The 21,021-nt window shown below is 67.4% G+C and carries 18 protein-coding genes; 11 read left to right on the top strand and 7 right to left on the bottom strand.

The features are described from left to right. Positions 1-6: 6 nt before the first annotated feature. The 5 genes from BJ987_RS30705 to BJ987_RS30685 all read right to left on the bottom strand — a co-directional run bounded on the left by BJ987_RS30705 (position 7) and on the right by BJ987_RS30685 (position 3,668). On the bottom strand, positions 7-597 hold the full coding sequence (locus BJ987_RS30705; RefSeq protein ID WP_209896568.1) for a ClpP family protease: 591 nt from the start codon (positions 595-597) through the stop codon (positions 7-9). After that, the gene (locus BJ987_RS30700; RefSeq protein ID WP_209896567.1) at positions 594-1,196 is read right to left on the bottom strand and encodes a ClpP family protease; all 603 of its coding nucleotides are present in this window, start codon (positions 1,194-1,196) and stop codon (positions 594-596) included. Before BJ987_RS30700 ends, BJ987_RS30705 begins: the two co-directional genes overlap by 4 nt. 96 nt (positions 1,197-1,292) lie before the next feature. After that, on the bottom strand, positions 1,293-1,943 hold the full coding sequence (locus BJ987_RS30695) for a response regulator transcription factor (RefSeq protein WP_209896566.1): 651 nt from the start codon (positions 1,941-1,943) through the stop codon (positions 1,293-1,295). Continuing rightward, positions 1,931-3,019, bottom strand: a complete 1,089-nt coding sequence (locus tag BJ987_RS30690) for a sensor histidine kinase (protein ID WP_209899351.1) — start codon at positions 3,017-3,019, stop codon at positions 1,931-1,933. Before BJ987_RS30690 ends, BJ987_RS30695 begins: the two co-directional genes overlap by 13 nt. 10 nt (positions 3,020-3,029) lie before the next feature. After that, positions 3,030-3,668: a DedA family protein gene (locus BJ987_RS30685; protein ID WP_209896565.1), complete on the bottom strand. Its 639-nt coding sequence runs from the start codon at positions 3,666-3,668 to the stop codon at positions 3,030-3,032. A 128-nt stretch (positions 3,669-3,796) separates the two neighbouring features. Here BJ987_RS30685 and BJ987_RS30680 point away from each other — a divergent pair, with 128 nt between their 5' ends. The 7 genes from BJ987_RS30680 (at position 3,797) to mmsB (ending at position 14,238) form a co-directional block, all read left to right on the top strand. After that, positions 3,797-6,109 carry a M28 family peptidase gene (locus tag BJ987_RS30680; RefSeq protein WP_209896564.1) on the top strand — a complete coding sequence of 771 codons (2,313 nt, stop codon included), beginning with the start codon at positions 3,797-3,799 and terminating at the stop codon, positions 6,107-6,109. Between the two features lie 337 nt (positions 6,110-6,446). Next, positions 6,447-8,114, top strand: coding sequence for a ribulokinase (araB, locus tag BJ987_RS30675; protein WP_209896563.1), 1,668 nt, complete (start codon positions 6,447-6,449; stop codon positions 8,112-8,114). Continuing rightward, entirely contained in the window at positions 8,111-8,773 is a 663-nt protein-coding gene (locus tag BJ987_RS30670; protein WP_209896562.1) for an L-ribulose-5-phosphate 4-epimerase, read from the top strand. The genes araB and BJ987_RS30670 overlap by 4 nt, the downstream gene beginning before the upstream one ends. A gap of 41 nt (positions 8,774-8,814) precedes the next feature. Next, a complete protein-coding gene (locus tag BJ987_RS30665) occupies positions 8,815-10,242 on the top strand; it encodes an L-fucose/L-arabinose isomerase family protein (RefSeq protein WP_307869804.1) in 1,428 nt (475 codons plus the stop codon). A gap of 15 nt (positions 10,243-10,257) precedes the next feature. Beyond that, the gene (gene chvE / locus BJ987_RS30660) at positions 10,258-11,349 is read left to right on the top strand and encodes a multiple monosaccharide ABC transporter substrate-binding protein (protein ID WP_209896561.1); all 1,092 of its coding nucleotides are present in this window, start codon (positions 10,258-10,260) and stop codon (positions 11,347-11,349) included. A 25-nt stretch (positions 11,350-11,374) separates the two neighbouring features. Continuing rightward, positions 11,375-12,925, top strand: coding sequence for a multiple monosaccharide ABC transporter ATP-binding protein (gene mmsA / locus BJ987_RS30655; protein ID WP_209896560.1), 1,551 nt, complete (start codon positions 11,375-11,377; stop codon positions 12,923-12,925). After that, entirely contained in the window at positions 12,922-14,238 is a 1,317-nt protein-coding gene (gene mmsB, locus BJ987_RS30650; protein WP_209896559.1) for a multiple monosaccharide ABC transporter permease, read from the top strand. Before mmsA ends, mmsB begins: the two co-directional genes overlap by 4 nt. A gap of 19 nt (positions 14,239-14,257) precedes the next feature. On the opposite strand, the gene BJ987_RS30645 is transcribed toward mmsB, so the two are convergent. Beyond that, complete coding sequence (locus BJ987_RS30645) at positions 14,258-15,307, bottom strand: LacI family DNA-binding transcriptional regulator (RefSeq protein ID WP_307869803.1); 1,050 nt, start codon at positions 15,305-15,307, stop codon at positions 14,258-14,260. Positions 15,308-15,439: 132 nt separating this feature from the next. Here BJ987_RS30645 and BJ987_RS30640 point away from each other — a divergent pair, with 132 nt between their 5' ends. Genes BJ987_RS30640 through yjfF form a run of 4 tightly spaced genes read left to right on the top strand, consistent with a single transcriptional unit; the run spans position 15,440 to position 20,087 of the window. Further along, positions 15,440-16,402, top strand: coding sequence for an ABC transporter substrate-binding protein (locus BJ987_RS30640; protein WP_209896558.1), 963 nt, complete (start codon positions 15,440-15,442; stop codon positions 16,400-16,402). Between the two features lie 27 nt (positions 16,403-16,429). Beyond that, positions 16,430-17,980: a sugar ABC transporter ATP-binding protein gene (locus tag BJ987_RS30635; protein ID WP_209896557.1), complete on the top strand. Its 1,551-nt coding sequence runs from the start codon at positions 16,430-16,432 to the stop codon at positions 17,978-17,980. Continuing rightward, on the top strand, positions 17,977-19,068 hold the full coding sequence (locus BJ987_RS30630; protein ID WP_209896556.1) for an ABC transporter permease: 1,092 nt from the start codon (positions 17,977-17,979) through the stop codon (positions 19,066-19,068). Before BJ987_RS30635 ends, BJ987_RS30630 begins: the two co-directional genes overlap by 4 nt. Further along, a complete protein-coding gene (yjfF, locus tag BJ987_RS30625) occupies positions 19,065-20,087 on the top strand; it encodes a galactofuranose ABC transporter, permease protein YjfF (protein WP_209896555.1) in 1,023 nt (340 codons plus the stop codon). The genes BJ987_RS30630 and yjfF overlap by 4 nt, the downstream gene beginning before the upstream one ends. 9 nt (positions 20,088-20,096) lie before the next feature. Here the strand turns inward: yjfF and BJ987_RS30620 are convergent, their stop codons facing one another. Next, on the bottom strand, positions 20,097-21,020 hold the full coding sequence (locus tag BJ987_RS30620; protein WP_209896554.1) for a DAPG hydrolase family protein: 924 nt from the start codon (positions 21,018-21,020) through the stop codon (positions 20,097-20,099). Position 21,021 lies beyond the last annotated feature (1 nt).

Below are 21,021 nucleotides of genomic sequence, written 5' to 3'. Positions count from 1 at the left end.
CGCCGGTCAATCCCGCGGTGCCAGTACTTGGTCGACGATGCCGTAATCGATGGCCGCCTGTGCGGTGAAGACGCGGTCGCGGTCGGTGTCGTGCCGCAGCGTCTCCACCGACTGGCCGGTGTGCTTGGACAGGATGGCTTCGACCTCGGCGCGCATCCGGACCAACTCGTCGGCCTGCAGGATGAGGTCGGGGATGGTGCCCTGCCCGCGAGCCGCGGGTTGATGCAGGACGACCCGGGCGTGCGGGAGCAGCGATCGCCGGCCCGCCACGCCGCCGGTCAGCAGTACCGCGCCGACCGCGATGGCTTGGCCGACGCAGGTGGTGACCACCGGAGACTGGATGTGCTGCATGGTGTCGTAGAGCGCGAGCATGGCGGTCAAATCTCCGCCCTCGCAATTGATGTAGAGGTTGATGTCCTGGCCGGGACTGTCGGCGTCGAGGTGCAGCAGCTGCGCGATGAGCGCGTTGGCGACACCCGAATCGATGGGGGTGCCGAGGTAGACGATGCGCTCGGTGAGCAGGTGCGAGTACACATCCATGATGCGCTCGCCGCGCGGATGCTGGGCGATGACATTCGGAATCGTGTAGCTGGTCATGAGATTCCCACCCGCTGCCGCTGCGGAACGACCTGCCAGAACGAGTCGACGATCCCGTCGATGAACCCGTACTCCCGGGCCTGGGTCGCGGTGAACCATCGGTCGTGCAAGGAGTCCTCGAAGATCTGGTCGTAGGGCTGGCCGGTGTCCTCGGAGATGAGTCCGAGGACGGTCTGCACCGTGTAGCGCAAATCGTCGGCCTGCACCTCGACCTCCACCGCACTGCCACCGATTCCGGCTGAGCCCTGATGCATGAGAATCCGCGCGTGCGGCAAGGCGAACCGCCGCCCCGGAGTTCCGGCCGAAAGCAGGAATTGCCCAGCGCTGCAAGCTAATCCGAGCGCCAGTGTGGACACCTCACACGGCACCAGCCGCATGACATCGCGAATGGCGAGCATCGCCGGAACCGATCCGCCCGGTGAATGGATCCACAGCGAGATCCCGGCCTCGGCATCCTCGGCGGCGAGGGTCAGCAACTGCGTCATCAGCAGCGCTCCGTTGTCGTCGTCCAGCGGACCGTCGAGCACCAGAATCCGCCGGCCGAAAAGCTGTTCCCGGATGCGCCAATTGAACGTCGGCGTCTTGTCGTCATGTGCCATGCACCCACCGTGCCCCAGCCCGACCCCGGAAATCGCCCCCTGCTGCTGTCAGCGGATCCGCTGACAGCAGCGTGGAACGGCCGGCCTCGCGAGCGTTCAGGAGGTGTTCTGTTCCAGGTAGATCAACACGGCCCGGACGCGCTGGCTGTGGTTGGGGTCTTTGGCCAATTCGAGCTTGGTGAAAATAGCGTTGACGTGTTTCTCGACCGCGCTGACGGACAGGGAAAGATGATCGGCTGTCCCAGTGTTGGTGTACCCCTGGGAAAGTAGGTGAAGAACGTCGAGTTCCCGCGGCGAGAGGGCGGCGAGCGGCTGCGGTCGCCGTTGCTGGGCGAACAATTGACGGACCACCTCGGGATCGAAAGCGGTGCCGCCGTTAGCGACCCGGTTCATGTCCGCCAGAAATGTGTCGAGGTCGGCGATACGGTCCTTCAGCAGGTATCCGACGCCACCCTGGCCCGCGGTGAGAAGTTCGACGGCACTGCGCTGTTCGACGTACTGGGACAGCACCAATACACCGAGATCCGGATAGCGGGCTTTCAACGTCTTGGCGGCGTCCAGGCCCTCGGTAGAGTGCGTCGGCGGCATGCGGACGTCCACGATGGCGAGATCCGGTGTGTCACGGTCTATTTCGTGGACGAGTTCGATCGCCGTACCGACCGCGGTCACCTCATGCCCTTCATCCGCCAGCAGGCGGGTCAGTCCTTCGCGCAGCAGCGTGGAATCCTCGGCGATCACGACGCGCACGGCAACTCCGCTCGCAAAACGGTCGGCCCACCCGCGGGGCTGCGGACGTGCAGAGTTCCGTCCAGCGCGGCGACGCGCCGCCGCAGACCGGTCAGGCCCGTCCCGGCGGGGTCGGCTCCGCCGCATCCGTCGTCGTGCACCTCCGCTGTCAGGCGATCCATCGTGGTGCCGACCGAAACCGAAACGGTATGGGCGCCGGAGTGTTTGACCGCATTGGTGACAGCTTCGGCGACTACGAAGTACGCCGCGGCCGCGATCGCGGGCTCCGGTGGGCGGTCCAGATGGACCTCGAGCCGGAGCGGCATCGTGGTGTGTGCCGACAACCCGCGCAATGCGACTTCGAGTCCGTGCTCGTCGAGGACCGCTGGATAGATCCGCCAGGCGACCTCGCGCAAGTCGCGGATCAACTGTCCGGCCTCGACGGCCGCGCGGTCGAGTTCGGTGACCAATTCGGCGGTTTCCCCGCTCGTGCGGCGGCGGGCTCGGCCGAGTTGCAGTGCCAACGCGACAGCGCGCTGTTGGACACCGTCGTGCAGGGCTCGTTCGATCCGGCGGCGCTCGTCGTCCACCGCGCGGACGACGTCGGCGCGGGTGCGTTCCAGCTCGCGCAGGCGATGCTGTGTCGGGTCGGCGGCGAGGAAGCGCAGCGCGAGTGTGACGTCCCACCGCCCGAGGGCGATCGCGAACCGCGCGCACAGGTAGACGCCGACGGCGCCGACCGCCATCGTCACCGCGCCGGTTTGGATCGGGATCCGTCCCCGCGCGGTGAGTTCGACCGCCCAGCTGAAATAACCCACCGCGGCGACCAGCACACCGACGAGTAGGACGCCCCCGACGATGCCGTAAGCCGAGCGCGCCAGGACATATCGGCGGGGGTCGCGATCCGGCAGGTCACCGACCGCGGATGCGCCGAACCACCGGACCAGGCGCTGCCGGTCGCGACGCACCTGGCGGGGCAGCCGGGTGTCGCGGCCCGCGAGCGCCGCGAACAGTCCGGTGAGCGCGGTGATCGTTCCGAATATCGCGCCGACCAGCGCGCGGATGGCCCGCACGAACGAGTCGGGCAACTTCGCCATGATCACGCGGTCAGGCTAGCCGGGCGCGCAAGCGGCGAACAAACCACACGACTACGCCGAGCGCGATCAGCGCCAACACCAGCAATTGATACCGCGAGACGTATTCCGAGACCGTCTCCCAATTCGCGCCGAGACTATGTCCGGCGAGAACGAACAGCGAATTCCAGATCGCGCTGCCCAGTGCGGTCAGCGCGACGAACTGACCGAGCGGCATGCGCTGCACGCCCGCCGGAATCGAGACCAGACTGCGCACGATCGGAACCATGCGGCCGAACAGCACTGCCTTGCGGCCGTGCCGGGCGAACCATTCCTCGCTGCGCGCAAGATCGTCGGTGTGCACCAGCGGCAGGCGACGCACGATCGCGTACAACCGATCACGGCCGAGCGCGACTCCGAGCAGATAGAGCACGGTCGCGCCGATCAGTGAACCGGCGGTCGTCCAGCCGATCGCACCGACGAGAGATATCTCCCCGCGCGCGGCAGCGAATCCGGCCAGCGGCAGGATCACTTCGCTCGGCAACGGCGGGAACAAGTTCTCCGCGGCTATGGCCAGCCCGGCGCCGAAGCCGCCGAGGCGTTCCATCAGATCGACCGCCCATGCGGCGACACCACCCAGCTCTGTGGTGTTCGTGGTTGCGACGATATCCATGAAAACGACGTTACCGGCGTGAAATCGGCGGACCATTGCGGTTTTCCGGGCGGACCATTGTGGTTTTCCGCACTCGGTGTGCGGATTTCCCCGTACTGATCGATATTCCCGCTGCATAGCGTCGCATCGTGATCGAAAAACTGATCGAAACTCCCCATCGGATAAAGGCGGGAGTAGCGGCGCTGCTGGTTCTGCTGGCCGCGGTCGCGGTAACCGTGCTGGGCGAAGGCAGCGGCCAGCAACCGCTTTCCGCATCCGTTACCGACAGATTCAGCGCCGAACGGGCACTGACCCATCTGCACCGTTTCGCGACCGAGCCGCGGCCGCTGGGCAGTCCGGCCAGTGACCGGGCGCGGGAATACCTCACCGAGCAGCTGCGGTCGGCCGGGTTCTTCGTGACCACTCAGCACGCCCTCGGCACTCGCTCCTCGACCGGCCTCGCGACTTTCGGCCGAGTGGACAACGTGGTGGCGACGCTGCCCGGACGCGACGCCACCGGAACGGTTGTGCTGGCCGCACATTACGATTCCGCCGCGATGGGCCCCGGTGCTTCCGACGATGGCGCGGCGGTGGCGGCGATGCTCGAGGTCGGTCAGCTGATCAGCGCGCAAGGCGGTCTGCGCAACGACCTCGTCCTGCTGTTCACCGACGGTGAGGAAGACGGCGTACTCGGCGCGGACGCGTTCGCACGTGCACACCCGCTGGCTCGCGCCGGTGGTGTGGTGCTCAACTGGGAGGCCCGGGGAGTCAGCGGACCGTCTCTGATGTTCGAGACCTCGGAGCACAACGCCGATTTGGTCTCGTTGTTCGCCGAGGCGGTGCCCCATCCCCGAGGTGACTCGGCGCTGGTCCAGCTGTATCGAATACTGCCCAACAACACCGACTTCAGCGCGTTACGGGATGCCGGTTTCACCGGACTGAACTTCGCCTACATCGAGAACTCGTCGCACTATCACACCGCCGGTGACTCTCTCGCCAACCTCGACCGGAGCAGTCTGCAGCACCACGGCGAGAACATGCTGCAGCTGTCTCGCGCCCTGGGCGCTGCTGATCTGCCCGAGCTGCGGTCCGACCACGACGCGACCTACTTTCGCCTGTTCGGCCACATGGTCACCTACTCGGACGCGCTGGTTTCGCCGATCGCCCTGCTGGCTCTGTTACTGCTCGTCGCCCTCGCGGTGGCAGCGCGACAGCGGCGGCTGGTGAGCGTTCCGCGCATCCTCGTCAGCGCCGTCTCGGTGGCGGTACCCCTGGCGGTGTCGCTGTTCCTCGGCCAGGCCATGTGGTCGGCGCTGGTCTGGTTGCGCCCCGGCTACGACCTGATGGGCGGACTTCTGCATCGCCCGATGGCTTACCAGTGCGCCCTCGTCGCGGTGGTCGCGACGGCTTTATCCGGCTGGTATCTGCTGCTTCGCCGCCGCCTGGGCCCGGCGGCGCTGGCGATCGGCGCTCTGACCTGGCCGGTCGCGGCTGGAATCGCGTGCGCGCTCTTCGCGCCAGGCGCGTCGTTCCTGTTCGCGCTGCCGGCGTTGTTCGCGGCGTTGGGCGCGTTGGCGGCACTGCTGCTGCCGGTCCGGGGGAGCTGGTTCCCGGTCGTCGCACTGACGCTGGGGCTCTTGGTCGCCACCGCGGTACTACCAACGCTGGCTCGTAATCTGTTCAACGGCTTGGGCTTGGCTCTCGGTGGCGTAACCGCTGTGTGTTTGACACTGTTCGGGCTGCTGCTGCTCCCGGTGTTCGAGCTGTTGCTGCCGTCCCCCGCCCGGGGGCAACGAGCCACCGCCGCCGTACCGGCCACCGCCGCGATCCTGGCGGCGGCGCTGGTCGGCACCGGTCTCGCGGTGGACACCGTCGACGCCGATCACCCCGAACGCTCGCACCTCGCCTACGTGCTCAACGCGGACACCGGCACGGCGAGCTGGGTGAGCGGGGAAGCCGAACCTGCCGACTGGACCCGCGAATACCTGAAAACCCAAGATGTATCCCAGCTTTCGCCCGGATACGCGCGCGGCCCGCTCTGGACCGGTGTGGCCGAACCGATGGCACTCGACGGTCCGTCGATCGACCGCCGCGGCCGCGACGGCGACACCGTCACGCTGCACGTGGCGTCCCGGCGAGCGGCGACCGCACTGGTACTTCGCGTCGATCACCGGATCGACCGGGTAACCGCGACATTTCCGGGCATGACATCGTCCACTCTCGACGTCACCGGTGCACGCGCCAAGACCTGGCCGGGCGAAATACGCCTCCGCGACCTTCCACCGGAAGGAGTCGACATCACACTGCGTACGCCTGGCGCCACCCGAATCCGAGTGACCGCCATCGACGAGTCCTACAACCTCGCCGACGCACCAGGCTTCCGTCCCCGCCCCAGCGACACCGTCGCCTCGACCCGAGAAGACGGAGATCTGATCGCGGTAACCCGAACCTACGAGCTTTGAACCAGGGCGCTGCCGTGCCCCGGATCAGCTTGTCCGCCAGAGCCGTTGCCGCACCGGGGCCGCCGCCGGTTCGACCTGCGGCCAGGCCCGTCGAACACGCCACGACCGTCAGCGAGTTCGAAATCAGCCGCGCCGATCGGCGCGTGGTGAGCGCTCACACCGCGACCACGCGCCTGATAGGTGCTCGCTCTGAGTTTGGCTGCCAAAGTGATACCTCGTATCACCTTGCTATATAGCGATTTCGAATCGTCCGCATCCTCCCGTCGCGCCGCGAACCTTGACATCCGCCCAGTGTCGTAGGTAACAATGTGAGCGTTAACATAGCTGGGAGCGATACATGGCCGACAAGTACGTCGTTGGGGTCGACTTCGGGACGCTGTCCGGTCGCGCCCTGGTCGTGCGGGTGCGTGACGGCGCGGAGTTGGGCACCGCGATCTGTGCGTACCGGCACGGGGTGATCGAGCGGGAGCTGCCCGCCACCGGGGTGCCGCTGGCACCGGATTGGGCGCTGCAAGATCCCGAGGACTATCTGGACGTGCTGCGCGTCGCGGTGCCCGCGGCGGTGCGCGCGGCTCAGGTCGATCCGGCCGACATCATCGGCATCGCAACGGATTTCACGGCCTGCACGGTCCTGCCGACCACGGCGGAGGGAACTCCGCTGTGCCGGTTGCCGCAGTTCGCCGGACGCCCGCACGCGTATCCCAAATTGTGGAAGCACCACGCCGCACAACCGCAGGCGGACCGGGTCACCGCGGTGGCCCACGAGCTCGGCGAGCCCTGGATCGGCCGCTACGGCGGTCGCATCTCCAGTGAGTGGGAATTCGCCAAAGGGCTCCAGATGCTGGAGGAAGACCCTGAGATCTACGCTGCCGCAGCGCGATTCATCGAGGCGGCGGACTGGATCGTCTGGCAGCTGTGCGGGCGGGAAACTCGCAATGTCTGCACGGCGGGGTACAAGGGGCAGCATCAGGACGATGCCTGGCCCGGCCGCGCCTATCTGACCGCCCTGAATCCGGGTTTCGCCGACTTCGTCGGCAAGCTCGCCCATCCGTTGTCGCCGCTCGGCGGTCGTGCCGGCGGCCTGACCGAGCGGGCGGCACGGTGGACCGGTCTGCGCCCGGGCATCGCGGTCGCGGTCGGCAATGTCGACGCGCACGTGACCGCGCCCGCGGCGCAGGCCGTGGGGGAGGGTCAGCTGCTCGCGGTCATGGGCACCTCCACCTGTCATGTGATGAACAGCGATCGGCTGGCCGAGGTGCCCGGCATGTGCGGTGTCGTCGACGGCGGGATCGTCAGCGGTAGTTGGGGTTACGAGGCAGGGCAGAGCGCGGTGGGCGATATCTTCGCCTGGTTCGCCGACAGCGCGGTGCCGGGGCACTATCGCGAACAGGCGGCCGCCCGGGGGCAGGATACGCACGCCTATCTCGGTGATCTGGCCGGACGCCAGCGCGTCGGCGAGCACGGCCTGATCGCGCTGGATTGGCTCGGCGGCAATCGCTCCGTCCTGGTGGATCACGACCTGTCGGGCGTGCTGGTCGGGCTGACGCTGTCCACCCGGCCCGAGGACATCTATCGCGCCCTGCTCGAGGCGACCGCCTTCGGCACCCGCATGATCATCGAAACCTTCAATGCCGCAGGCGTTCCCGTGCGAGAGCTGATCGTCGCGGGTGGACTCCTCAAAAATCCGCTGCTCATGCAGATCTACGCAGACGTCACGGGCCTGCCCCTCTCGGTACTCGGCTCCGAACAAGGCCCTGCGCTCGGCTCGGCCATTCATGCCGCCGTCGCGGCGGGCGCGTACCCGGACGTGCGCGTGGCCTCGGCGGCGATGGGCCGGGTCAGCAATGCCGCCTACCTGCCGGACCCGGGTCGCGTCACCGCCTACGACGCGCTCTACGCCGAATACCGCACCCTGCACGACCATTTCGGCCGCGGCGGCACCCAGGTACTGCACCGGCTGCGCCGTATTCGTAACGCCACTCGCACGGAGGTAGCCACCGCATGACCGACCTCGATCTCGCCGGACTGCGCACCCAACTGGTCGATCTGCACCGTGAGCTGGTGCGCTGGGGCCTGGTGGCCTGGACCGCGGGCAATGTATCGGCCCGCGTAGCCGGGCAGGACCTGATGGTCATCAAGCCCAGCGGCGTCTCCTACGACGACCTCACCCCCGAATCGATGGTGGTGTGCGACTTGGACGGCAACCTGGTCGACGGCGCGCTGTCCCCGTCCAGCGACACGGCCGCGCACGCCTATATCTACCGGCACATGCCGCACGTCGGCGGTGTGGTGCACACCCATTCGTCCTTCGCCAGTGCGTGGGCGGCGCGGGCCGAGCCCATTCCGTGCGTCCTCACCGCCATGGCCGACGAATTCGGCGGTGCGATCCCGGTCGGGCCGTTCGCGCTCATCGGTGGCGACGAGATCGGCCGGGGCGTGGTGGAAACCCTTGCCGGACATCGTTCTCCGGCCGTCCTGATGAAGAACCACGGCGTGTTCACCATCGGTCCGGACGCGCGCGCGGCGGTCAAGGCCGCGGTCATGTGCGAGGACGTGGCACGCACCGCACACCTGGCTCGCAGTCTCGGCGAGCCGGTTCCCATTCCGCAGTCCGCCGTGGACAGCCTGCACGACCGCTACCGAAACGTATACGGCCAGCGCTGATTTCGCCGGTTCTACCGGCTCCGAAGAAGGAGTTCTCCCTCGTGACCGCACCCTCGGCCTCCGCCACGACGGCCACCACCCGCAAGCCGCGCATCGGTCTGCTCGGCATCATGCAGGCCCTCTACGACCACATGATTCCCGGTATCACCGAACGCCAGGCGGGCTACGCCGAAGCCATCGCCGACCAACTCGCCGATGTCGCCGACTGGACCGTCGGCCGCCCGGTCAAAGACCGCGCCGACGCCGAGGCGGTCATGCGCGAATTCCAGCACGGCGAACTCGACGGGGTCATGGTCGTCCTGCTGACCTACGGCCCGGCCATGCGGGTCGCCCGGCTGTTCAACGAGAACCGGATGCCGGTGCTGCTGGCCAACATTCAGCCCGAGCCGGCCGTTACCGCCGCCTGGGACATGGCCGACATGACCTACAACCAGGGCATCCACGGCGCGCAGGACACGGCCAACGCCATGGTGCGCGCCGACCGCCCCTTCGAAGTGATCACCGAGGATTGGCGCAGCGCCGAGTTCCATGACCGGGTGGACCGCTGGGCCCGCTCCGCCCGCGCGGTGACGGCCTGGAAGTCGTTGAAGATCGGCGTCTTCGGCTACGCCATGAACGATATGGGCGATATCCGCGTCGACGAGAACGCCCTGCTGCGGGCCCTGGGCCCGGAGATCAGCTACCTCGCCCCCGGTGACCTGTACCGGGGCACCCGCGATGTCACCGACGACGAGGTGCGGGCGCTGATCGAGTGGGAGGACACCCGTTTCGCGGTCGATCCGGCGCTGACCGCGCTGGAACGCGAGGACCACGCCCGCATGCAGATCGCCATCGAACGCATTCTCACCGACCGCGGCTATGGCGCGTACTCCACGCATTTCGACGCCATCGGCGACGACGGGCGGTTCCGGCGGCTGCCGCTGGCCGCGGCGTCGAGCCTGATGGCCAAGGGCTACGGGTACGGAGCGGAGGGCGACGCGCTGGCCGCCGCCATGGTGTACGCCGGGCACCAGCTCATCGGCGACGGCCACTTCACCGAGATGTACGCCATGGACTTCCCGTCCGACTCGATCCTGATGAGCCATATGGGCGAGGGCAATTGGCGCGTCGCCCGGGACGACGAGCCGGTGCGGCTCATCCACCGCGAACTCGGCATCGGCAAACTCGACGCCCCGCCGACCTTCCTGTTCCGTTACCGCCCCGGGCCCGCCACCCTGGCCTGCCTGGTCTCGCTCGGAGACGAACGCTTCCGGCTGGTGGTGACCGAGGGCGAGGTGCTCGACGCGCCGCCGCTGCCGCAGTTGGAGATGCCCTACGGCCAGTTCCGGCCCGACGCGGGGGTGCGCGCCTGCATGGATGGCTGGTTGAGCGCCGGCGGCCCACACCACCAGGTACTCAACCTGGGCCGGCACGCCGCCGACTGGCGGGTGTTCTGCCGCATGTCCGGAATCGAATTCGTCCAGGTCTGACAGAGGAGCCAGCACATGACCGGCATCAATCGCCGCGGATTCTTCGCGGTCGGAGGCGGCGCCATCGCCCTGTTGGCGGCGGCCGCCTGTTCCGTCGACAGCGGAAGCCCGAGCTCGGGCGGTAAGGGTCGCATCGGAATCTCCATGCCCACCAAATCTTCCGAGCGCTGGGTGGCCGACGGCAGCAATATCGTCAACCAGTTCCAAGCACTCGGCTACACCACCGACCTGCAGTACGCCGAGGACGTCATCGAGACACAGGTCTCACAGCTCGAGAACATGCTCACCCAGGGCGCCACGGCGCTGGTGATCGCGGCCATCGACAACAAGTCGCTGACCGGAGTACTGGCGCAGGCGAAACGGAACAAGGTCGCGGTCATCGCCTACGACCGGCTCATCCGCGACACCGCCGACGTCGACTACTACGCGACCTTCGACAACTTCGAAGTCGGTGTGCTGCAAGCCGCTTACCTGGTCGAGCACCTCGGTGTCGCCGTCGGTCCGGGGCCGTTCAACATCGAATTGTTCGCCGGGTCTCCGGACGACAACAACACCTATTTCTTCTTCAACGGCGCGATGTCGGTGCTGCAGCCGCATATCGACACCGGCAAGCTCGTGGTGCGGTCGGGACAGACCAGGATCGATCAGGTAACCACCCTGCGCTGGGATGGCGCGACCGCTCAGTCCCGCATGGAGAACCTGCTCTCGGCGCATTACGCCGCAGCGACCGTGGACGCGGTGCTGTCCCCGTACGACGGGGTGTCCATCGGAATCCTGTCCGCGCTCAAGGCCGTCGGCTACGGCGGGGCCCGGAAGATGCCCATCGTCACCGGCCAGGATGCCGAGAAGGCGTCGGTCAAATCCATCATCGCGGGCGAGCAGACCCAAACCGTCTTCAAGGACACCCGGAAACTGGCCGAACGGGCGGTGCAGATGACCAACGCCATCCTCACCGGCGGCACGCCGGAGACCAACGACACCACCTCCTACGAAAACGGCAGGAAGAAGGTGCCGTCGTACCTGCTGCGACCGGTGTCGGTGGACAAGACGAACTATCGGGCGGCGCTGATCGACACCGGCTACTACACCGACAAGGACCTGCAATAGCGGCGGCGGGCGGGCGGAGCGGCCGATGACGGCGAATATTCTCGAAATGCGTGCCATCACCATGGAATTCCCGGGCGTGAAGGCGCTCGACGAGGTCGACTTCCAGGTCGCCCGCGGCGAGATCCACGCCCTGGTCGGTGAGAACGGCGCGGGCAAATCGACCCTGATGAAGGTGTTGTCCGGGGTCTATCCGCACGGCTCCTACCGGGGGCGAATCCTGGTGGACGGCACCGAGATGGCCTTCAAGGACATCCGGCACAGTGAGGCCGCGGGCGTCGCCATCATCCACCAGGAACTCGCCTTGGTGCCGCAGTTGTCCATTGCCGAGAACATCTTCCTCGGCAACGAGCGCACCCGCGGCGGCGCCGTCGACTGGCAGGAGACCAACCAGCAGGCCATGCTGCTGATGCAGCGGGTCGGCCTTATCGAGGACCCCGAAACACTGGTCGCCGCACTGGGTGTCGGCAAACAGCAGTTGGTGGAGATCGCCAAGGCGCTGGCCAAGCAGGTGCGGCTGCTCATTCTCGACGAACCCACCGCCGCGCTGAACCAGGCCGACAGCGACAGCCTGCTGGCGCTGCTGCGGGAACTGCGCGGCCAGGAGATCACCTCGATTCTCATCTCGCACAAGTTGAACGAGGTGCTGGCCGTCGCGGACACCATCACCGTGCTGCGCGACGGGCACACCATCGAGACCTTCGAGGTGGACGGGACGGTCACCGAGGATCGGATCATCAAGGGCATGGTGGGCCGCGACCTGGACCACCGCTTCCCGCCGCGACTCGAACCCCATATCGGGGAGGTGTTCTTCGATATCGCCGACTGGTCCGTCGATCACCCCACCATCGCCGGACGGCAGGTGGTGCGGGGCGCTTCCCTGCACGTGCGCCGCGGGGAGATCGTCGGACTGGCCGGGCTGATGGGCGCGGGCCGCACCGAATTGGCGATGAGCGTCTTCGGCCGCTCCTACGGCCGCAATATCGGCGGCACCGTGCGCAAAGCCGGTGGGCCCATTCGGGTTTCGACGGTCTCCGAGGCGATTGCCGCCGGTATCGCATACGTCTCCGAGGACCGCAAACAGCTCGGACTGATTCTCGACGAGGACATCCGCCGCAATTTCACCCTGGCCAATCTCGGTGCGGTATCCCGGCATTCGGTGATCGACACCCATGCCGAGGTGGCCGCCGCCGAGGACCTGCGCGCCCGGCTCACGGTCAAGACGCCCTCGGTGTTCCAGAAGGTCGGCAACCTGTCCGGCGGCAACCAGCAGAAGGTGGTGCTCGGCAAATGGATCTTCACCGAGCCCGATCTGCTGATCCTGGACGAACCCACCCGCGGCATCGACGTGGGTGCGAAATACGAGATCTACCTGATCATTCAACGACTCGCGGCGGAAGGCAAAGGGGTACTGGTGATCTCGTCGGAACTGCCTGAACTGCTCGGCCTGTGCGATCGCGTCTATGCCATGAGCCAGGGGCGCATCACCGGTGAACTGGCCGCCGCCGAAGCCACCCAGGAGGCACTCATGCGATTGATGACCCGCGGCGCGGCACCCGCGGAAGTGACCGCCCCATGACGCTGCTGGACAAGTTGCAGGACGACGACGGTGCCGACGCCATCGTCGCCGCGGCCGGGAACCGCCCCGGAGCCATGGAAACCGTGCGAAAAGCGTTGCGCGGCAACGTGCGTCAGTACGGAATGATCGTCGCCCTGGTCGCGATCGTGGTGCTGTTCCAGATCCTCACCACCGCGCAGCTCAGCGACGGAGTGAGCCTGCTGACGCCGCTCAACGTCACCAATGTGATCTTGCAGAACGGCTACATCCTGGTGCTGGCCATCGGCATGATGCTGGTGATCATCAACGGGCACATCGATCTGTCCGTGGGCTCGGTGTGCGCCCTGGTGGGCGCGCTCACCGGCATCGCCATCGTGCATTGGCACTGGCCGTGGCCGGTCGTGGTGGTGGCGGGTCTGCTGCTGGGCGGGCTGATCGGCGCGTGGCAAGGGTATTGGATCGCCTATGTGAAGATCCCGGCGTTCATCGTCACCCTGGGCGGCATGCTGCTGTTCCGCGGTCTGGCCCAGCTGGTGCTGGAAGGACAGTCGATCGGGCCCTTCCCGAAGGGGTTCGTCAATATCGCGGGCGGCTATCTGCCCAACTGGCTGCCCGTTCAGGCACTGGTCTTCGACGGCTTCGAGAACGGCGTCGTGGTGCGGCTGAAAACCGGTGAGCTGCACGGCTTGACGTTGCTGCTCGCGGTCGCCGCCATCGGTGCGCTGGTGTGGACGCGGCTGCGGGTGCGGCAGCGCCGCCGCTCCTACGGGCTGCCCGCTGGTCCGCGCGCCCTGTTCGTGGCGCAGATGGTGGCGCTGGGCGGGGTGATCGGGGCCTTCGGGTTCGTGCTGGCGTCCTATAACGGCCTGCCGGTGATCGGACTGATCCTGGTGGTGCTGATAGTCGTGTACTCCTTCGTCATGAACCGCATGGTGATCGGGCGACGCATCTACGCGGTGGGCGGCAACGAGAAGGCCGCGGCGCTGTCCGGCGTGGACACCAGGCGCAATACCTTCTGGGTTTTCGTGAACATGGGCGCGCTGGCGGCGCTGGCGGGCATCATCTTCGCCGCGCGGCTCGGCGCCGCCACGCCCAAAGCGGGCCAGAATTTCGAATTGGACGCCATCGCAGCGGCTTTCGTCGGCGGCGCGTCCGCAAGTGGCGGCATCGGCACGGTCGTCGGAGCCATCGTCGGCGCCCTCGTGATGGGCGTGATGAACAACGGTATGTCCATGCTGGGCGTGGGCAGCGACTGGCAGCTCGTGATCAAGGGGCTCGTGCTGCTCGCCGCAGTCGCCTTCGACGTCTACAACAAAAAGCGCGCCGCGGCTTGAGGATTCAGCGCCCGAGGGTTCAGCGCTGCCGCGGTGCGGCAGTGCTGTCCCGGACCGCCAGGGTGGGAATCACCTGGGTCGGCGGCGGCGCGGAATCCTCGGCCTCGATGAGCCGCAGCAGCAACCGCATGCTGCGGCGACCGACCTCGTCGAAGTCTTGGCGCACGGTGGTCAGCGGCGGGGTCAGGTAGGCGGCTTCGGGAATGTCGTCGAAGCCGACCACCGAGATGTCCTCCGGTACCCGGATGCCGCGCTCGGCGAAGGCACGCAACAATCCCAGTGCCATCTGGTCGTTGCCGGCGAAGACCGCGGTCACGTCCGGCTGGGCGGCCAGTACCGGGCCCGCCTCGTAGCCGGAGCGCGCGCTCCAGTCACCGGCGATCACCGGGGGGACCGGTGCGCCCGCCTCCTCCAGGGTGCGCCGCCAGCTGTCCAGGCGATCGCGAGTCTCCAGCCAGCCGTTGGGTCCGGAGACGTGCCAAACCGTTTCGTGGCCCAGCTCCAGCAGATGCCGCACCGCCAGTCGCGCGCCCTCGATCTGGTCCACCGAAGCCGACGGTAGGCCGGCGTCCTGCCCGGCCTCCACCGCCACGGCGGGCAGCGTGGCGGGCAGGCTGTGCAGCGCCGCAGCGGCGCTCATCAGCGGGGCGATGATGATGATGCCGTCTACGCCCTGATCGGCCAGCGTGCCGACGGCCTCGAGTACTTCGGCCCGATCGGCGCGTTGCAGGGTCGCGATGCTGACACCGTAGTGGGCCGCTCGCGCGGCGCGTTCGATGCCGAGCAGCATCGACGCGGGTCCGTGCAGGACGGTGTCGAAGGTGACCACCCCCAGCACCTTCGAGCGCCGGCTCACCAGACCGCGGGCCATGGCATTGGGTCGATAGCCCAGCTCCTCGACCGCCCGCAGCACGCGTTCGCGCGTCTCCGGTCGCACCCGCGGACTGTCGTTGAGCACCCGGGAGACAGTCTGGTGGGAGACGCCCGCCCGCTTGGCCACATCGATCATGACCGCCGGGCGGGCCTGCTGCGGCGGGACACCGCCGGCAGCCTTGTCCGTGTCGTGCACATCCCCACCTTTCACCTGAATCGGCCCGACCGATTCAGGGTACGGCCTTCGCTCCGACCCTTGACGGAAGCGATGTGAGCGTTAACACTAGCAGGACTTCCTCCCCACATCGTTCGTCACAAGGGAGCCCTCGTGTTCAAGAGGCTTGTCACAGTCGCCAGTGCCCTTACTCTCGTCGCCGCTGCGGCCGCAGGCTGCGGAAGCGATTCCGGAAGCGGCGGAACCACTCTCGGATTCTCTCAGGTCGGCGCCGAAAGCGGATGGCGCACCGCCAACACGCAATCCATCCAGGAATCCGCCAAACAGGCGGGCATCGACCTGAAATTCGCTGACGCCCAACAGAAACAAGAGAACCAGATCAAAGCGATCAGGTCCTTCATCCAGCAGCGAGTCGACGTCATCGCCTTCTCGCCGGTCGTCCAATCCGGTTGGGACACCGTGCTGAAGGAGGCGAAGGACGCCAAGATTCCGGTCATCCTCACCGACCGGGCCGTCGACTCCGCGGACACCTCGCTGTATGTCACCTTCCTCGGTTCGGACTTCGTCACCGAGGGCAAAAAGGCCGCGCAATGGGTGATCGACAGCTACAAGGGCGGCAATGAGACCGTTAACATCGCCGAATTGCAAGGCACCACCGGTTCCGCGCCGGCGATCGATCGCAAGAAGGGCTTCTTCGACCTCATCTCGGCCGATCCGAAGTTCAAGGTCGTCGCCTCGCAGACCGGCGATTTCACTCGCGCCAAAGGCAAGGAGGTCATGCAGGCCTTCCTCGCCTCGAACCAGAAGATCGACGTGCTGTTCGCGCACAACGACGATATGGCGCTGGGCGCGATCCAGGCCATCGAGGAAGCCGGTCTGAAGCCGGGCAAGGACATCAAGATCGTCTCCATCGACGGTGTCCGCGACGCCCTGCAAGCCCTGGTCGACGGCAAGAAGAACTTTGTCGTGGAATGCAACCCGCTGCTGGGGCCGCAACTGATGGAGTTGGTCGAAAAGGTCGCGGCCGGTGCGCCGGTGGAGCACCGCATCGTCACCGCCGAGACCACGTTCACTCCGGAGCAGGCCGCCGCGGCGCTGCCCAGCCGTAAGTACTGATCGTCGAGAAGGGCTGAGGCGGACGCAATGTCGGAATCGACTACTGGCCCGCTGCTGTCGATGTCCGGCATCGGCAAGCGGTTCGGCGCGGTGACCGCGCTGTCGGCTGTGAATCTGCGGCTTTTCCCCGGTGAGATCCACGCCTTGGTGGGGGAGAACGGTGCGGGTAAATCGACCCTCATCAAGGTGCTCACCGGAATGCAGGCCGCCGACACCGGCACCATCCGGTTCGACGGGCGACCGGTGCGCTTCAGCGGACCGCAGCAGGCCCAGCGCGCCGGTGTGAGCACGGTGTATCAAGAGGTCAATCTGTGCCCGAATCTTTCGGTCGCGGAGAACATCTACATCGGGCGGGAACCGCGCCGGGCCGGGCTGGTGCGGTTCGGCGCCATGCGCCGGGCCGCCGCCGCGCTGGTGGCCCGGATGGGTCTGGACGTGGACGTCACCACGCCGCTCGGCACGCATTCCCTTGCGGTGCAACAGCTTATCGCCATCGTCCGCGCCGTCGACCTGGACGCGCGGGTGCTGGTGCTGGACGAGCCGACCTCGTCGTTGGACGCGGACGAGGTGCGGCGGCTGTTCACGCTCATGCGCCGGCTGGCCGCGGACGGGGTGGCGATCCTGTTCGTCACCCACTTCCTCGATCAGATCTTCGAGCTGTGCGATCGGGCGACGGTGCTGCGCAACGGGACTCTGGTGGGGGAGTATCCGGTGGCGGAACTGACCCACAAGGAGATGGTCGCCCGCATGCTGGGCAGCGCGGCCGACGCGCTCGAACAGATCGAGCAGCAGCACGAGAGCGCACAGCAGCGGGTACCCCGGGAGCAGGCCGTCGACGCCGCACCTGTCGTCACGGCGAAAGGGCTTGGTGGACAGCATAATTCGGTAGCACCCTTCGATCTCACCGTGCACACGGGGGAGGTGGTCGGCTTGGCCGGGCTGCTCGGCTCCGGGCGCACCGAGGTGGCCCGGCTGCTGTTCGGCGCGGATAGTCCGGCCACCGGTAGCGTCCAGGTGGCGGGCGGTCGGCTCCCGTTGCGGTCGGTACGCGCCGCGGTGGCACAGGGATTGGCCTTCTGCCCGGAGGACCGCAAGACCCAGGGCTTGGTGCTCGAACTCTCGGTCGCGGAGAACATCCTGCTCGCCGCGCAGGCGGCCCGCGGCTGGGCGCGGCCCATCCCGGCGCGGCAGCGAACCGAACTGGTCGCGAAATACATGGCGGCGCTGCGGATCACCCCCGAGGATCCCACGCTGCCGGTCAAAGCGCTCTCCGGCGGCAACCAGCAGAAGGTGCTGTTGGCGCGGTGGCTGGTCACCCAACCGCGACTGCTGATCCTCGACGAGCCGACCCGCGGCATCGATATCGGCGCGAAGGCCGAAATCCAGCGCCTGGTGCTGTCGCTGTCCGATGAGGGAATGGCGGTGCTGTTCATCTCCGCCGAGCTCGAGGAGGTACTGCGCCTGTCGCACAAGGTCGAGGTGCTGCGAGATCGCAAGGTGGTCGCCGAACTGCCCAACGACGCGGCGCTGACCGTGGACCGGCTGATGGAAACCATCGCGAGCGGGGCGGTCGCATGAGGACGTGGACGAATTCCGTGCTGCGGCACCGGCTGTTCTGGCCCGCGGTGGCGCTGTTCGCGCTGCTGGCCGTAGACGTCATCCACACGCCGGACTTCCTGGCCATCCGCATGCAGGACGGCCACCTCTACGGCGGCCTGATCGACATCCTGCGCTACGGCGCGCCCTTGGTGCTGATCTCGGTGGGCATGACTTTGGTGATCGCCACCCGGGGCATCGATCTGTCGGTGGGCGCGGTGGTCGCGATCGCGGGTGCGCTGGCATGTCTGCGCATCGGCGAGATGTCGGACCAGAACGCCGTCGGCGGCGTCCTCGCGGCCGTCGCGCTGGCAATCGCGGTCGGTGCGGTGCTGGGATTGTGGAACGGAATCCTGGTGGCGCGCTTCGGCATCCAAGCCATCGTGGCGACGTTGATCCTCATGGTGGCCGGGCGGGGTCTCGCGCAACTGCTCACCGAGGGACAGATCATCACCGTCAACAGCAGCCCGTACCACGTGATCGGCAGCGGCTTCCTGCTGGCCGTCCCGGTGCCGGTGCTGATCGCGGCCGCGGTCACGGTGCTGGTCGCGTTGCTGTTGCGGCGCACCGCTCTGGGCATGCTGCTGGAATCGGTCGGCGGCAACGCCGAGGCGTCCCGGCTGGTGGGAGTCCGCGCGGGCACCCTGATCATGGGGGTGTACATCGTGTGCGCCTGCTGCGCCGCGGTGGCCGGTCTGATGATGAGCTCCAACGTCTCGGCCGCCGACAGCAACAACGCCGGGCTGTGGATCGAACTCGACGCCATCCTGGCGGTGGTGCTCGGCGGCACGGCGCTGACCGGCGGGCGGTTCTATCTCGGCGGAACGGTGCTGGGCGCGTTGGTCATCCAGACGCTCACCACCACCGTCTACACCATCGGCGTCCCGCCGGAAACGACATTGCTGTTCAAGGCGCTGGTCGTGATCGCGGTCTGCCTGATCCAATCGCCGGCCTTCCGGGCCAAGGTGCTGCGGACGCGTCCGGATCGGCATCGCCCACCGCCGGGCACATCCCAGCCCACCGTCGCGCTGACGACGGCCGAGCCTACCGGTCAGGCGGTGTCGCGATGAGTACGATCACCACCCGGCCGACCGCGCGACCGGCGGCGGCGCTGAAGGATATTGCGCGGCAACGAAATCGCTACGTGCCGGTGCTGGCCACCGCGGTCTTGTTCGCGGTCATGTACGGCATCGGCGTAGCCCGCTATCCGGCCTTCGGTTATCCGCAGGTCTTCGTGAACCTGTTCATAGACAACGCGTTTCTGCTGGTCCTCGCCGTCGGCATGACCTTCGTGATCCTCACCGGCGGCATCGATCTGTCCGTCGGCGCGGTCCTCGCGGTGAGCACCGTGATCTCGGCCTGGCTGGTCACGGTGCATCACTGGCCCGCCCCGGTGGTGATGGTGCTGATCCTGCTGGGCGGCACCGTGTTCGGCGCGGGCATGGGCGCGGTGATCCACTACTTCGAAATCCAGCCGTTCATCGTCACGCTGGCCGGCATGTTCCTCGCCCGTGGGCTGTCCTATGTGATCAGTACGGACTCGATCACCATCACCGACGCCACCTACACCCGGCTAGCTCAGCAGCGAATCCACCTGGGCTCCAGCGTCTTCCTGTCGGTGAGCATGGTGGTGGCGATCGCGGTGGTGGCCGCCGCGTTCGTCGTGCTGCACTACACCCGCCTCGGCCGCACCGTCTACGCGCTCGGCGGCAACGAACAGTCCGCGCTGATGATGGGACTTCCGGTGGCGCGCACCAAGATAGCGGCCTACGCCATCAGCGGCGGCTGCTCGGCGCTGGGCGGCATCCTGTTCACCTTCTACACCCTGTCGGGCTGGAGCCTGCACGCGGTCGGTATGGAACTGGACGCCATCGCCGCGGTGGTCATCGGCGGCACGCTGCTCTCCGGCGGTTCCGGCTTCGTGCTGGGCACCGTGCTCGGCGTGCTCACCCTCGGCGTCATCCAGACGGTCATCAATTTCCAAGGCACGCTGAGCTCTTGGTGGACCAAGATCGTCATCGGCGGCCTGCTGCTGGTGTTCATCCTGCTGCAGCGGGTCCTCGGTGGACGCGGCGGCCGGGGCGGCTGACCGGCGCCGTCAGCGGGCGAATTCGTGATAGAGCCGAGGCAGGAAGCCCGCGAGGTGATTCATCTCCTGGCCGCAGTGCAGCAGAAGTTCGCGCGCGAGGCCGAGGCCCAGGACGAGATCTCGCGGGTCGAGACTGGGCCCGCGCTCGACCGCTTGCCGTGCGCGGGGCAGGTCGGGCTGCCGGAGACCGTGGAGGTTGAGGTAGAAGCGGCTGCGCATTTCGCAGCCGCTCGCAGTGGGCCGGACCTGGTGGGCCAGCCAGCCCAGGTCGATCGGCGCGACGATACTGCCCACCCGGGCGAGGATAACCGTGTGCTCCGGCGGGACGTCGAAACCGTGGGATCGCGGGTCGGCGAAGGCGATAGCCAGCTGCTGGAGTTCTAGGCCGATGTATTCGTCGACGTAGGCGACATTGCCGATGTACTTGTCCCGGTCCGGGATCGGGCGGGCGGACCGGTCCTCGGCGGTCGCGCAATACAGATGTGCGTCGGGGTGCCAGAGTTTGTATCGCGCCGATTCGACCGGGTGCCAGGCGAACCACCAGTCCCACATGGCCGCGGTGACATCCCGCATGGGGGTGTGGACCGCGACCCAGAGAGCGCCCGAGGCGGTATGCCCGTAACCCGTCTCCACGGCCGAGATGCCGCCCGGTGACAGGTCCTCGGTCAGCGCGGAGAACTCGGAAATCAACGCCGCGGGTGCGGGATCGCCGAGATAGGCCGCGGTGACCGAGGGGTGGACTTCCGCGGTTCGTGCCGCCATGTATCCGGCATACGGTGCCGCCCGATCCTCGGCGGAGTAGCCGCGGTACCGTGCGTCGCCCCCCGTGTCGGCCGCCACCGGACCGGGCACCTGCCCGGCCGCCAGTCCGCCGCCGAGCGCCGTACCGAGCGCGATCGCGGTCCGGCGGTTCAGTTTTCGTTGCCCCGGCATG

The organism is Nocardia goodfellowii, assembly GCF_017875645.1.
In the GTDB taxonomy this organism is placed as follows: domain Bacteria; phylum Actinomycetota; class Actinomycetes; order Mycobacteriales; family Mycobacteriaceae; genus Nocardia; species Nocardia goodfellowii.
The sequence above is the reverse complement of the archived record's forward strand: the minus strand, read 5'-3'. Positions and strand labels throughout refer to the sequence as shown.

Excerpts from the sequence above, each read along its gene's own strand:
- BJ987_RS30620 (WP_209896554.1), bottom strand. The coding sequence starts at position 21,020 with ATGCCGGGGCAACGAAAACTGAACCGCCGGACCGCGATCGCGCTCGGT.
- BJ987_RS30630 (WP_209896556.1), top strand. The coding sequence starts at position 17,977 with ATGAGGACGTGGACGAATTCCGTGCTGCGGCACCGGCTGTTCTGGCCC.
- BJ987_RS30635 (WP_209896557.1), top strand. The coding sequence starts at position 16,430 with ATGTCGGAATCGACTACTGGCCCGCTGCTGTCGATGTCCGGCATCGGC.
- BJ987_RS30670 (WP_209896562.1), top strand. The coding sequence starts at position 8,111 with ATGACCGACCTCGATCTCGCCGGACTGCGCACCCAACTGGTCGATCTG.
- BJ987_RS30690 (WP_209899351.1), bottom strand. The coding sequence starts at position 3,019 with ATGGCGAAGTTGCCCGACTCGTTCGTGCGGGCCATCCGCGCGCTGGTC.
- BJ987_RS30685 (WP_209896565.1), bottom strand. The coding sequence starts at position 3,668 with ATGGATATCGTCGCAACCACGAACACCACAGAGCTGGGTGGTGTCGCC.
- mmsB (WP_209896559.1), top strand. The coding sequence starts at position 12,922 with ATGACGCTGCTGGACAAGTTGCAGGACGACGACGGTGCCGACGCCATC.
- BJ987_RS30700 (WP_209896567.1), bottom strand. The coding sequence starts at position 1,196 with ATGGCACATGACGACAAGACGCCGACGTTCAATTGGCGCATCCGGGAA.
- BJ987_RS30705 (WP_209896568.1), bottom strand. The coding sequence starts at position 597 with ATGACCAGCTACACGATTCCGAATGTCATCGCCCAGCATCCGCGCGGC.
- yjfF (WP_209896555.1), top strand. The coding sequence starts at position 19,065 with ATGAGTACGATCACCACCCGGCCGACCGCGCGACCGGCGGCGGCGCTG.
- chvE (WP_209896561.1), top strand. The coding sequence starts at position 10,258 with ATGACCGGCATCAATCGCCGCGGATTCTTCGCGGTCGGAGGCGGCGCC.
- mmsA (WP_209896560.1), top strand. The coding sequence starts at position 11,375 with ATGACGGCGAATATTCTCGAAATGCGTGCCATCACCATGGAATTCCCG.
- araB (WP_209896563.1), top strand. The coding sequence starts at position 6,447 with ATGGCCGACAAGTACGTCGTTGGGGTCGACTTCGGGACGCTGTCCGGT.